8 protein-coding genes are annotated in these 13,933 nt (G+C 48.4%); 7 read left to right on the top strand and 1 reads right to left on the bottom strand.

Annotation, left to right across the window (positions count from 1 at the left end):
* Positions 1–42 precede the first annotated feature (42 nt).
* The 5 genes from AC5JBY_RS11615 (at position 43) to AC5JBY_RS11635 (ending at position 11,327) form a co-directional block, all read left to right on the top strand.
* On the top strand, positions 43–3,051 hold the full coding sequence (locus tag AC5JBY_RS11615; protein ID WP_495904756.1) for a SusC/RagA family TonB-linked outer membrane protein: 3,009 nt from the start codon (positions 43–45) through the stop codon (positions 3,049–3,051).
* 19 nt (positions 3,052–3,070) lie between these two features.
* On the top strand, positions 3,071–4,585 hold the full coding sequence (locus AC5JBY_RS11620; protein WP_495904757.1) for a RagB/SusD family nutrient uptake outer membrane protein: 1,515 nt from the start codon (positions 3,071–3,073) through the stop codon (positions 4,583–4,585).
* A gap of 95 nt (positions 4,586–4,680) precedes the next feature.
* Positions 4,681–6,888 (top strand): alpha-amylase family protein, encoded by a 2,208-nt coding sequence (locus AC5JBY_RS11625; protein WP_495904758.1) that lies wholly within the window; start codon positions 4,681–4,683, stop codon positions 6,886–6,888.
* Between the two features lie 7 nt (positions 6,889–6,895).
* Positions 6,896–10,240, top strand: coding sequence for a DUF5107 domain-containing protein (locus AC5JBY_RS11630; protein ID WP_495904759.1), 3,345 nt, complete (start codon positions 6,896–6,898; stop codon positions 10,238–10,240).
* A 13-nt stretch (positions 10,241–10,253) separates the two neighbouring features.
* Complete coding sequence (locus tag AC5JBY_RS11635; protein ID WP_495904760.1) at positions 10,254–11,327, top strand: aldose epimerase family protein; 1,074 nt, start codon at positions 10,254–10,256, stop codon at positions 11,325–11,327.
* 4 nt (positions 11,328–11,331) lie between these two features.
* Here AC5JBY_RS11635 and AC5JBY_RS11640 read toward each other — a convergent pair whose 3' ends face one another.
* Complete coding sequence (locus AC5JBY_RS11640) at positions 11,332–11,637, bottom strand: polyhydroxyalkanoic acid system family protein (RefSeq protein WP_495904761.1); 306 nt, start codon at positions 11,635–11,637, stop codon at positions 11,332–11,334.
* Positions 11,638–11,810: 173 nt separating this feature from the next.
* Between AC5JBY_RS11640 and AC5JBY_RS11645 the strand changes: the two genes are divergently transcribed.
* Positions 11,811–12,407 (top strand): RNA polymerase sigma factor, encoded by a 597-nt coding sequence (locus AC5JBY_RS11645; protein WP_495904762.1) that lies wholly within the window; start codon positions 11,811–11,813, stop codon positions 12,405–12,407.
* A gap of 69 nt (positions 12,408–12,476) precedes the next feature.
* The gene (locus tag AC5JBY_RS11650) at positions 12,477–13,688 is read left to right on the top strand and encodes a FecR family protein (protein ID WP_495904763.1); all 1,212 of its coding nucleotides are present in this window, start codon (positions 12,477–12,479) and stop codon (positions 13,686–13,688) included.
* Positions 13,689–13,933 lie beyond the last annotated feature (245 nt).

The following is a 13,933-nucleotide window of genomic DNA, read 5'->3' on the forward strand; positions in this document are numbered from 1 at the left end:
CTTGCTCCCCGGTTACCAACAAAAAAGCCTAAAACGATTGCAATGAAAAAGTCGACTCTCCTTTTATTTTCCCTTATTGCTTTTATGGGTATTCAGGCACAGACAAGGGTGCTGAAGGGCAAAGTGACCGATGCGGACACGAAGCTCGCGCTGGCCGGTGCGTCAGTGACCACCATTGGCAATGCCGCTGCGCAGAAGACAGGCGCAGACGGCGAATTCTCCCTTTCTGTACAGGGAAAAGTGATCCTCGTTATCAGCTTTGTAGGCTACAAAACGCAAAGCCTGAATGTGGCCGAAGCTGATACCTTCATCAATGTATTGCTGCAACCCAGCTCCGAAGCCATGGGTGAAGTGGTGGTAATTGGTTATGGTAAGCAACAAAAGAAAGACATTACCAGCGCCATCTCCAGCATTTCGGGTAAAGAGCTGAAAGAGTTGCCCGTCACCAACGTCAACCAGGCATTGCAGGCGCGCATTCCCGGTATGCAGGTCGTAACGGCTGGTCACCAACCTGGCGCCGGCACCAACGTGCGCATCAGGGGTATCAATACCATTACGCAGGGCAGTGGTCCTATTTATGTAGTAGATGGGGTAGTGGTGAGTTATGATATCCGGGAGATCAACCCCAACGATATCGAGTCGATCGATGTGTTGAAAGACGCTTCTGCCGCAGCCATTTATGGTTCCCGTGCAGCAGAAGGTGTAGTGATCATCACCACCAAACGTGCCAGCAGCGGCCGCACTACCGTAAACTATGATGCTTACTACGGGTTACAGAAAATGATCAAGACGTATGATTTTGTAGATAATATTACTGATTATGTAAACCTGCGCCGTCGCGGGTTAAGTGATGAAGATCCGGTGGCCTGGCCTTATGGTCCCGGCATCGATACGCTGTTGTTCAACGGCGATGAGCGGCGCAACATGGCGGCTGGCCGGTGGACAGACTGGGTAGGCGCTGTTACACAAACTGCTCCTCAGCAAAGTCATACCATCAGCATCTCCAATGGTTTTGGTAAGAATAAGTTTTACCTCAGTGGCAACTACCTCAACCAGGATGGTATTATCAAGGGTTCCAATTTCGAGCGCTATTCTGTAAAAGCCAATATGGAATCGGAAGTAAGCGCCAAATTGAAAGTAGGCGTCAATACCAACCTTTCTCATATCACCAATGATGTAGTCAGTAATGAAGTATTCTATAATGCGGTAACCATCAGTCCGCTCATGTCGATCTATGATTCGCTGGGCAAGCCTTCTGCGAACATCGATCCTTCCAGCGGCAACCTGTTGTTCAACAACCCGGTTACGCTTACGCAAACGCCGCAGCATAATGTGGATGATCGCTTCATCGGAAACCTTTTTGCCGAGTACCGGATCATAAAAGGAATGACTTTCCGGAGCAGCTTTGGCCTGGACGTATACAAGAATCAACGTTTCGAATATTATCCCCGCACCACCAGTGCCGGCTTTGCCAAGAAGGGTGTAGCGAAGATCCAGAACTTCGGCTGGCGCGATTACCTGTGGGAAAACACACTCGCTTATAATTATTCTCCTTCTGCCGATCACGTGTTCGACTTCCTGGCGGGTGCTACCTACCAGCGCAGAAGGCAGGAATGGAATTATGAAGAAGGTTCCGGTTTCCCTACCGATGAATTGACATACAAGAATATGGGACTGGCCAGCAACCGCGATGTAATTGCCAGTGATTACTTCAACTGGTCGGTAGGTTCACTGCTGGGCCGTGTGATCTATAAGTTTAAAGACCGCTATATCATCAATGGAACGATACGCCGTGATGGTTCGTCCAGGTTTGGTAGCGAGAACCGTTATGGTTACTTCCCCTCTGTGAGTGCTGCATGGCGCCTGATCGACGAGCCTTTCATTGGTTTGAAAACAAGGTCGGTGATCAATGACGCCAAGATCCGCGTTGGTTATGGTGTGGTGGGTAACCAGGAAATTCCCATCCCCGCTATCTACACACAAATGAGTCCCGGCGCTTATCCTTATAATGGCAATCAGCAAACTTCCGGCTTCCAGCTCAATACTGGTACAGAAGGTAACCCCGGACTCAAATGGGAGAGCCAGCACCAGCTGAACGTTGGCTTCGACCTCGCTGTTGTTGATTCCCACATCCGCCTCACTTTTGATTATTACAATAAGAATATCCGCGACCTGCTGATGAACAATCCGCTGGCGCCCTCTCAGGGTTTCGACAGCAAATGGATCAATATATCTGAAATGAATACCCGTGGTATCGATATCGGATTGAAGTTGCATATCATCAAGACCCGCAACTTCGATTGGCAGATGGACATCAACTGGTCTAAGTTCAAATCGAAGATCACCAGCTTGCTGCCGGGCGTGGATTCTTTAAGTCCTTACCTCAAAGTAGGCGAAGCGCCCAACAGCCTGATCGTGGATTATGTGTATGATGGATTGTACCAGGAGGGCGACGATGTCTCTCTGAACCCTGATGCAAGACCTGGTGATATTCGCGTGAAAGACCTTGACAAGAGCGGTAGCATCAACCAGTATGACCGTACGATCATTGGCCGCACTGTTCCCAAAGGATGGGGTGGTATCTGGACCTACGTTCGTTATAAACAATTCTCTATGACTGCCTTTGCCAACTATACCTACGGGCATATGATCAGCAACAAGGCTTACCAGGATTACCTGTACTATTCGAGCAAAACAGCTACGCGTACCATCAAGGATGGATTGAATTACTGGACGCCTGAGAATACGAATACCGATGTGCCGCGTCCCAACCAGTTTGGCCGTTCTTTAAGGGCATTGCAATCCGGCACTTCCAGCTTCATGGTGCAGAAGGGTGATTTCATCCGCATCAGGAATATTACCCTGGGTTATGATATTCCTTCTTCATTATTGACGAAAGCAAAGATCAATTCCCTGAGGGTATATGTGCAGGCAGTAGAGCCTTTCCTGTTTACGAAATACAAAGGCATCGATCCTGAGATCAGCGTGGGGCAATACGATGTGTATCCCCGCTATCGCACATTCCTCTTTGGTTTACAATTAAGTTTATAATCTATTAAACAGCATTGCTATGCTTGCCAACATACATTTTTTAAAACAACGATTGATGCCTGCCTTACTGCTGACAGCAGTGCTGGCTACCGGTTGCAACAAGAAACTGGAGATCACGCCCGAGACCTTCGTCTCTCCCGAAGACCTGTATAAAGATGAGCAGGGCGCCATTGCCGGGGTGACGGGTGTTTACCGGAAGATGATGGAATTTAATAATGGTGATTATTATTTCATGGGCATAGTGGGTACTGATGAAGGTAAAACAAGTTCGTTCGTGCCTACCTGGGGTGGCTACTGGCAACACTATGATGGCATCAACAGTTACAACAGCTTGTTGAGTGCACAGAACCAACTGGTACAGGGCACCTGGAATTCTTTGTACAAGGGTATCATTAATGCCAATACGGCTATCAAATACATTCCTACTTCCAGTGCTTCACAGAAAGTGAAAGACAGGCTGACGGGTGAAGCGAAATTTTTACGGGCTGTCTTTTATTTTAAGTTGGTGCAGTTCTTTGGTGGTGTGCCCCTGCCTACGGAAGTGGAAGACCCACAGGCGGATGCCAATGGTGGTAAACCACGCAGTGCGGTGGATGCTGTTTATGCATTGATCATTGCCGACCTCACCTTCGCTGCCAGTAATCTCGACAGCAAAAGCATTGCTGAAGTGGGCCGGGTGAACAAGGAAGCTGCGCAAACTTTGCTGGGCAAGGTATACCTCACGCAAAAGGATTATACCAATGCCAAAGCTGCTTTGCAACCTTTGATGAACACCACCGCTACGGCGCTGATGGCCAATTATGCTGACCTGTTCAAGGAAGTAAATGAGAACAATATCGAATCGCTGTTTGAGATACAGTACACTAATGAGAATGGTAATACCAACGCGCAGGCCAATACCCTGGGTGGCTGGCATATCTCCAACACCGACTCCGGTGGTGGCGGACACGTGGTAATTCCTACTGATTATTATGCCAACAGTTTTGAAGATGGCGACGCCCGTAAAGATGCTTCTATCCGCTACAAGTTTTATGATGCCAATGGCAATGTAGTAGACTATTGGTGGTGGGCGGACGTGACCAAGCCTCACGTGAAGAAGTATGATATTACGGATGGCAAGTCTTTGAACGGTGGCCTTTCTTCTCGTAACCTGTACTTCCTGCGTTATGCGGATGCGGTACTGATGTATGCTGAGGTGTTGAATGAACAGAATGCTACATCGGAGGCACTTACTTACCTGAACAAAATTCGTAACCGGGCCAAACTGGTGAACTGGGAAACGAAGTTGGGACATACGCCCACGCAGCAGGAGCTGCGCGACGAGTTGTTGAAAGAGCGCATGCGTGAACTGGGCTTTGAAGGATGGCGCTGGTTCGATCTTAAAAGGACCGGTAAGCTGATCACGCAAACAAAGGCCAACAATCCCGATGCGGCGCCTTATATAGCAGAGAAGAATGCGTTGTATCCCATTTCGGCCCGTGAGTTTGAGTTGAACCGTGCGCTGAAACCAGGCGATCAGAATCCGGGATTTTAATAGCAGGCAAGTGGAGAGTAGTAAGTGGCAAGTAATAGGACTGCTGTTCACTACTGGCTACTCGCCACTTACCACTCGCCAATAAAAATCTTACATTGAATAGAACGTTATTTTTTATACTGTGCTTCATCATTGGAACGGAAACTGTCTCCTCCCAGCAAACGCAGGTGGCGGGCGATAGCCTGGTGGTGAGCAACCAGCATGTTCGGGTCGTGGCCAACCTGCATTCGGGTGTTGTGCATTACCGGTTTGCTTCCGGTACGCAGTTTGAAAACACTACTGCATACGTGGAAGAGGTGAAAGCAGGATACTTTAGCTCCACCAGCCTTTCCAGGCACAGCTTTACGACCGATAATATCAACGACCCGCTGGGGAAAGGCATTTGTATTAATCTTGTGCATGAGGCCGCCGATAAGCCGGTGAAGCTGGTACAATACATTACCATTTATGAATCGCAACCCTTCCTGCTGTTGACGGTGGAGGCATCGGGCCGGGAGAAAGGAAGTGTGATAGAAACGAGGAATATTTCTCCGCTGACAGTGCTGCCAGCCCAGCAAGGAAAGATCATGTTGCCCGGCAGTGGAGCGCTCTTTACCGATTACCCGTTTGATAATGACAACTGGGTGGATGTAATATCCCGCCGCTGGCCTGCTGATCAGAAAGGTGTTGATGGTATTAGTTACGAGCTGGCATCTGCTTACGACGAGAACACCCGTAATGGTTTTGCAGTAGGTAGCCTGGTACATGATTTCTGGAAAACAGGTATCCGCTATGCCACCGGAACAACCAGCAGTAGAATAGATTCTTTCATCGTGTATGGCGGTGCTGCCACCAAAGACAATCCGGCACTGCCTGATTCCTATGGCGGTAAAGATGGTACGCATGATTACGTGGCGCATGGCACGCAGGCAGGAGAGTCGGTGTATGCACCGCTGATCTATTTGTCTGCTTCTTCAGATATACGCAATGATCTTACCGGATTTGGCAGTACGGTGAAGAAAGTGGCTGGCAGCCTGAGCTGGAAGAAACCTGCTCCTTTTTACTGGAACAGCTTTGGTGTGGAAGGTGTGTTGGGCTACGAAAAGGTGATGATGCCATTGGATGTGGCGAAGGTGTCAGACTTCATTCACTCGCTGGACAACTTCAATAAGACCACGCAACCGGTACTGAGTGTCGACTCTTACGATCAGGGCATTTATTCAACGGAAGTGTTGAAGTCGATCAGCCGATATGGCAAGAAGAAAGGACAGCAGATGGGCTTTTATTTTATTCCCTTCGCGTTGTGGACCTGGAAGAACAATATCAATAATTCAAAACTCACCAATACGGATCACCCATTGAGTGAGGTGATCCTGCTGGATGAGAAGCGCAATTATATTCCGTACAAAGATGGAGATTGGGGCGCTTTTCCCATCGATCCCACGCACCCTTATACCCGGGATTATATCATTGGGCAATTGAAGAAAGCAAAGGCCATCGATGCCAGCTTTATCAAAATAGATTTCCTGTCGGCTGGGGCGCTCGAATCGAACAGGCGCTACAATCCTGCTATTCGCTCGGGCATCCAGGCATACGACTATGGCATGAAGATGTTGAAACACCTGGTGGATTCCATCATGGGACCTGATGTGTTCATTACCCAAGCCATCTCTCCTTTATTCCCGCATCAATATGCACATACACGGTTCCTCTCTACAGATGTGTATTCTCATTTGCGGAATGATCAGCAAGGTTTCCCGCATTATGGCAGCACGTCAGCCTCGATGGTGAGCGCCACGCATTTCTGGTGGACGCAAGGTAGTCTGTGGCCCTACACCAATATGGATGTGGTGGTGATGAAGAACTTTCAGAAGAACAAAGATATCTCAGAGCAGGACGTGAAAGTGCGGATATTCTCCATGATGGTATTCGGCAGCATCTTTGGTGATGGTAGTGATTACCGGAATAAAGAAGTGGCAGAGCGGGCAAAGAAATACCTGAACAATCCTGCTGTATGTGAATTCTTCAGCAAGCCGAAGGCTTTTACGCCACTGCGCTTCCCGGTAGGTAATGCACAGAACCAGCGGTTGAGTTTTTACCTGCCCGACGATACAATACTGGTGGCTGCTTTCAATTTTGATAGCGAGCAACCTTTTAAAGAAACGTTTCAACAGGCGGCGCTACAATGGCCGGATAAAGAATATGTATTGCAGGATCTGTTAACCGGGAAGGAAGTGGGGAAGGTCAGCAAAGGACAAACCTCCTTTACGATCGAAGTACCGGTGAAAGATGCAGTGATGATCAAACTTGTTCCTAATCAATAATAGTGTTATGAGTGTAAAAGCATGGGTTGAAAAGATAACCTTACCTACTTACGGAATTGGCGAGCCGGAAAAGAATCCGATGTTTTTAGAGAAACGCGTGTACCAGGGCAGCAGTGGCGTGGTATATCCCCACCCGGTGATCGAGAAGATCGCTGACGAAAAACACAACCAGGAGTATACGGCTGTGTTCCTTGAAAATGAATACCTGCTGATCATGGTGCTGCCCGAACTGGGTGGCCGCATTCAGCGGGCTTACGACAAAGTACGCAAACGTGATTTTGTATATTATAACCAGGTGGTGAAGCCGGCATTGGTAGGATTGGCAGGCCCCTGGATATCCGGCGGCATCGAATTCAACTGGCCGCAGCACCACCGTCCCAGCACATTCAGTCCGGTAGACTATACGATAGAAGAACAGGAAGACGGTACCAAAACCGTGTGGGTCAATGAAACGGAACTGATGTTCCGTACCAAAGGTATGGCCGGCTTTACCCTGTACCCGGGCAAGGCTTACCTGGAGATCAAAGGCCGGTTGTTTAACCGTTCGCCTTTTACACAAACTTTCCTGTGGTGGGCCAACCCCGCCGTGAAAGTGAATGAACACTACCAATCGGTATTTCCACCGGATGTATATGCCGTGTTCGATCATGGCAAGCGCGATGTGTCAGACTTCCCCATTGCTACTGGTACTTATTACAAAGTAGATTATGCACCAGGCACCGACATTTCAAGATATAGCACGATCCCGGTACCTACTTCTTACATGGCCATTCGTTCGGGTTATGATTTCATGGGCTGTTATGAACACGATACGCAGGCCGGAATGCTGCACGTGGCTGATCACCATGTATCGCCCGGCAAAAAACAATGGACCTGGGGCAATGGAGACTTTGGATTTGCGTGGGACAGGAACCTGACTGATGAGGATGGTCCTTACATCGAATTGATGACGGGCGTGTTTACCGATAATCAGCCCGACTTCAGCTGGCTGCAACCTAATGAAGTAAAAAGTTTTGAGCAATACTTCATGCCCTATGCTTTGGTGGGCGCGGTGAAGAACGCTACGAAGGAAGCCATGCTGAACCTTGAAGTGGAAGGCAATACGCTTCAGGTGAAAGTATATGCTACTGCCCTGTATAAGAATGCACAGATCACGTTGTATCGGGATGGCAAGGAAGTAAAAAAGTATACGACGGATATTTCGCCTGCACAGGTATTTATGGAGGAGTATGCTACAGGAGCCCCGGTGAATATTACAGAATGGAAGTTGTCTGTCACCGACAGCAGTGGTCATGAACTGGTAAGCTGGCAACCTGAAGCAACGACTGAGAAAAAAGAAATACCGGCTGCTGCTACAGCGGCGAAGCTGCCTTCCGAGATTGAGCAGGTAGAAGAACTGTTCCTGAACGGCCTGCACCTGGAGCAATATCGACATGCTACTTTTAACCCCATCGATTATTATGAAGAAGCATTGAGAAGGAGTCCGGGTGATGTGCGTTGCAACAATGCCATGGGCTTGTTGCTGCTACGTCGGGGGCAATTCGAAAATGCAGAACCTTATTTCAGGAAAGCAATCGCCACACTTACGTCAAGGAATCCGAACCCTTACGATGGAGAGCCTTACTACAATCTTGGTTGGTCGCTGCTGATGCAGGACAAGCTCAACGATGCGTATGAAGCTTTTTTCAAAGCCACCTGGAACGATGCCTGGCAACACAGTGGTTTCCTGATGTTGGCACGCATCGCTGCAAAGCAGCAACGATATGAGTTGGCATTAACACACATCAACAAAGCATTGATCAGGAATTACCATAGTCATACAGCCCGCCACGTAAAGGCTGCTTTGCTACGTAAGCTGAACAGGCCACAGGATGCTTTGCAGGTAATTGCTGAATCCATTGCCATCGATCCGTTCAACAACGGTTGTTATTACGAACGATACCTAATCCTTAAACAACTGGGCGATCAGCAGGAAGCAACGAATACCCTGCAACAAGTGCAACGCCTGTTGCGCAACGATCGCAATAATTACATCGAGCTGTCGCTGGATTATGCACATGCAGGCTTGTATGCCGAAGCGGCCGAACTACTTTCCCTGTTCATCAACAGCAACGGCGCCATTTCGCCGCTGGTATATTATTACAAAGGCTGGTATGCTTTGCAGGATAAACTACCCGCCATTGCCACCGATCTTTTTGCAACGGCCAGCCGGCAAAAGGCGGATGGTTGTTTCCCCAATAAAATTGAAGAGGTACTGGTATTGCAGGCTGCTTTGGCCATGAACCCTGCCGATGCGGTAGCTGCTTACGCGCTGGGCAATTTCTGGTACGATAAGCGGCAGTATGCTGAGGCTGTTGAATGCTGGGAACAATCAGCAAAGGCAAATGATACTTTCCCAACTGTTCATCGTAATCTGTCGCTGGCTTATTACAACAAGCTGCAGGATAAGCGCAAAGCATTGGCTTTATTGGAAAAAGCATTTGCACTCGATACCGCCGATGCGCGGGTACTGATGGAACTGGACCAGTTGTACAAGCTATCCGGACGTTCCTTTGAGCAACGAATTGCCCTGCTGGATCAGTTTCCGCACCTGGTAGAACAACGGGATGACCTATATCTGGAACGGATAACTTTACTCAATAGCCTGGGACGATTTGAAAATGCAAAAGCATTGTTGGCCGCACGTCGTTTTCATCCCTGGGAAGGCGGTGAAGGAAAAGTGGTAGGGCAGTTCCTGTTGTGCCACCTCGAACTGGCGAAGCTGGCTTTGTTGCAAGGGGATTATCAAAAAACTATTGACCTGCTGAAGGCGCTGGAACAGTATCCTGAAAACCTTGGCGAAGGAAAGTTGTACGGTGCGCAGGAAAACGATATTCATTACCTGTTGGGTTGTGCTTATGAAGGCTTGCAGCAGGATGCAAAAGCCAACGAATACTTTAGGCAGGCAACAGTAGGCATCAGTGAACCGGTGCAGGCTATCTATTATAACGATCCGCAACCCGATAAGATCGTGTACCAGGCGCTGGCATGGCGCAAGCTGGGTGAGCCCGCGAAAGCGGATGTTATCTTTAAGAAGTTTATTGCTTTTGGTGAGCAGCATATGAACGATCAGATCCGCATCGACTACTTTGCTGTTTCCCTGCCCGATATGCTGGTGTTTGACATCGACCTTAACCGGCGCAATAAAATACATTGCATGTACCTTGTGGCATTGGGCCACCTGGGGCTGGGCAATGAAGCGAGGGCATTGACTTTGCTACGGGATGTATTGACCATGGAGGTCAACCACCAGGGCGCAGCCATACATTTGAACATGGCGCCCTTCTTTGCTGGTAATGTTGCAGTGGGTTAATTAAAACAGGATTATGGAATTGACAAGACAAGGGATATTGAAGGTTGCCGTATCGTCGTATACAGATAAGGCAAATGAAACGATCTATACTATTGTACTGAATAATGGGGCTGTCACAGTAGAGCTCACCAATATTGGTTGCGCTATTGCTGCCATTCGTACACCCGACAGGAACAATAAAAAAAAGAATATCGTAGCGGGGTTTAAAGACCCGGAACAGTATAAAGTAAACAAAGATTATTTTGGTTGTGTGGTGGGGCGCTATGCCAACCGCATCAGCAATGGCGCCTTTACACTGGAAGGAAAACGTTATCAGCTGGGTACCAACAATCCGCCCAATCACTTACATGGTGGCTGGCAGGGGCTGAGCCATAAGATATGGAAGCTGGAAGCCACTATTGAAAAAGAGGAAGAGTGCGGTGTTGTATTTTCCTATGATAGCCCTGATGGTGAAGAAGGATACCCTGGTAATCTGCAGGTGAGGGTACAATATGTATTGGACAATCACAACAGGCTTACGATCACTTATAAGGCAGTGACCGATAAAAGCACGCCAGTCAATCTTACCAATCACAGTTATTTCAACTTAACTGGTTTTGAGCAAAGCACTATCCTGCAACATGAACTGCAGGTATATGGCGACCAGTACCTCGAAAAGAATGGTAACAATGTTCCGTCTGGCAAGCTGCTAAGCGTGAATGGCACGGCGCTGGATTTTACAAAGCCTGCGCCAATAGGCCGGGGTATTGGCAGCTTCGTGGCAGACAGGGGCTATGATCACTGTTTTGTTTTGAACAGGCAAGAGGGCAAATGGCTTGTAAAAGCAGCTGTGCTCAGTGAGCCAACAACAGGTCGCACGCTAACAGTGTATACAGACAAACCAGCCATGCAGGTATATACCGCCAACTTTTGGGATGCCGCCAGCAGTGGTGAGCAGGGGATAGTATATCAGCAACATGGTGCTGTGGCGTTGGAAACACAAGGTTATCCCGACAGCGTGAACCAAGCCCATTTCCCCAATACCATTGTGCGCCCGGACGAGCCTTATACCTCAAAAACCGTATTTGAGTTCGGGATCGATAAGTAAAACCTTATTTCTTCAACAACTCCTGCGCTTTTTCTGTGATCACGGAGCTGATCATGCCTTTGAAAAAAGATACGGCGAAAGGTAAGTCTGAATTGATCTCTACATTCGAGTCGTTCACTTTGATATCACCCGCGAGGTCAAACCCTTTGGCACTGAAACTGAAATTACCTCCATCACCCTGCCACTGTTCTTTCACATTCGAGATGGTGCCTTTCTGCTCTTCCTTCAGATTAGTCAACAATTTTTTGATCCTGTCCAGCGCTTCTGCTTTGGGAAGTTCGTGTGGTATATTAAGATTAAGCTTTGACATATAATTGGTTTTACGGTTAATGCTACAAATTCTTTACCAGCAAGGGCAAAGATATCCTATTCACCTATGAATCAGGTAATTTTGCAGCAGCATGCTGCAAAATTCAAGTAGACCTTTTTGCACTGTTTGCGGTAATATTGTGGTAACATTGAAACTTTACCAAAATCACTTGCATGCCGGAGATTGACGGGGACGGCATAGTCCAGGAAAAGGAATTGATCCTGCGCATCGCGACGGGCGATGAACAGGCATTTACCGCGCTTTTCAGGCGTTACTCCTTTTCTATGGGTATACTGGCCAATAAGGTATTGCAGGATGAGGCGGCCCGGCAGGATGTGATGCAGGAAGTATTTATCAAGCTCTGGCTCCATCGCGAAGAATTGCCGAATATTCAATACCTGCCGGCTTGGCTGAAGAAGGTGACATTGAACGAATCGCTGATGTACCTGCGCAAAAATGCAGTTTACGACAAACGGCTGGCTGACCTCGTATTACCTCATGCTGAAGAAGAGAACGTTTCCCAAACCATTGGCTTCAAAGAGCTGCAACAGAAGATCCGGGACTTTATCAGGGATATGCCCGAGCAACGAAGGATGATCTATGAGCTCAACCGGGTGGAAGGGCTTTCGGCCAAAGAGATTGCCGAAAGGCTCAACCTTTCTCATGGTCATGTGCGCAACACGCTGAGCGCCACGCTCAAAAGCATTCGCGACCACCTCGGCCCGCTGCCTTATGTATTATTATCCATCCTCCTGCCAACTAAATTTTAATTATTTATTAAAAAATTGTTTCCACGGACATGACACTCCTGTTGTGTCGCGCATCTTTTATACAATCTTATGAATCAACAACGATTACATTACCTGGTTGGGCAGTTCATGAACAACCAACTGACCGTAGAAGAACAGCAGGAATTCCATGTGCTGCTGAACGATGCTGAACATTATCCTAACGTATTGGCTGCCTTCGAAACATTGGGAGGGGATGTGTATGCTTCGGAAGAAGCAGATGAAACCCTGCTGCCCTTGTTGCAGCGGGCGCCTCTGGCAGATAAACCTGAAATGACTGGGCAGGCCCCCGTACGCAGGCTCCCGTTCCTGCGCAAATGGGGTTGGGCTGCCGCAATTCTGGTGATGCTTTCGGCCGGTGCTTATATCTGGCGATCTTATTTATCCCCTGCTGACCGGGATTCCCCGTTATCCCAGGTTGGCACGGATGTGGCGCCGGGCCGCGATGGTGCTATCCTTACGCTGGCAGATGGTAGAAAAATTACTCTCGACAGCCTGGGCAATGGCACCATCGCTAACCAGAACGGAACTGAGGTAGTGCTGAACAATGGGCAGCTGAAGTATGAAGCGGCAGCTGGCAAAGGCGATGCGGAGCAACAGTGGAATACCATGTACACACCCAAAGGCAGGCAGTTCAATGTAACCCTGCCGGATGGTACACGCGTGTGGCTCAATGCTGCCAGCTCCATCACTTTTCCTACAGCGTTTACCGGGAATGAGCGCCGCGTTCAGTTGACAGGCGAGGCCTATTTTGAAGTGACGAAAGACAAAACGAAGCCATTCTTCGTAAAAATAAATGACCAGGCGGAAGTACAAGTATTGGGTACAAGTTTCAATGTCAATGGTTACGGCGATGAACCAAATATCAGCACAACGCTGCTGGAAGGCAGTGTACAGGTACGCAACAGCAGCAAGCAACAGGCAGGACAGGCGGAACGCAGCGTTGTGTTGAAACCTGGTCAACAGGCGCAGATCGCAAATGATGCAGTAACCACATCGACTTTAAAACAGGCAGATATCGATAAGGTGATGGCCTGGCGATATGGCGCCTTCAACTTTGAGGATGCCAGCCTGCAGGAAGTAATGCGTCAGCTGGCCCGCTGGTACGATATCGAGGTGGTGTATGAAAAAGGTATTCCCAATATCCAGTTTTTCGGAGAGATGAGCAGGGACATGACCCTTGCAGGGGTACTCAAGGCGCTCGATGCTACCAATGTCCATTTTCGTATTGTAGAAAACAGGCGATTAGTTGTAGAACCCTAAACAGTCAAAAACAGGTATAATAAAATATGATTAAATAGCAAGCAAACACAATCCCCACAAAACAGAACCGGAAGTGCGCTAACACTTCCGGGGATGTTCAGTTGAGCCAAAACAGGTTTACTCGATACCGTTTTTTTACAACCAAACAATGCAATTTATGCAAAAAACTGCTTATGGGCCCTGGTCCCGTAAGGGTTCCGCATGTGCGGAACGCTGGTGGTACAGGGTCTTTTTAAACAGCACCA

It is taken from the genome of Paraflavitalea sp., assembly GCF_059502485.1.

Coding starts and splice junctions, on each gene's coding strand:
- AC5JBY_RS11630 (WP_495904759.1), top strand. CDS start 6,896: ATGAGTGTAAAAGCATGGGTTGAAAAGATAACCTTACCTACTTACGGA.
- AC5JBY_RS11650 (WP_495904763.1), top strand. CDS start 12,477: ATGAATCAACAACGATTACATTACCTGGTTGGGCAGTTCATGAACAAC.
- AC5JBY_RS11615 (WP_495904756.1), top strand. CDS start 43: ATGAAAAAGTCGACTCTCCTTTTATTTTCCCTTATTGCTTTTATGGGT.
- AC5JBY_RS11620 (WP_495904757.1), top strand. CDS start 3,071: ATGCTTGCCAACATACATTTTTTAAAACAACGATTGATGCCTGCCTTA.
- AC5JBY_RS11635 (WP_495904760.1), top strand. CDS start 10,254: ATGGAATTGACAAGACAAGGGATATTGAAGGTTGCCGTATCGTCGTAT.
- AC5JBY_RS11645 (WP_495904762.1), top strand. CDS start 11,811: ATGCCGGAGATTGACGGGGACGGCATAGTCCAGGAAAAGGAATTGATC.
- AC5JBY_RS11640 (WP_495904761.1), bottom strand. CDS start 11,637: ATGTCAAAGCTTAATCTTAATATACCACACGAACTTCCCAAAGCAGAA.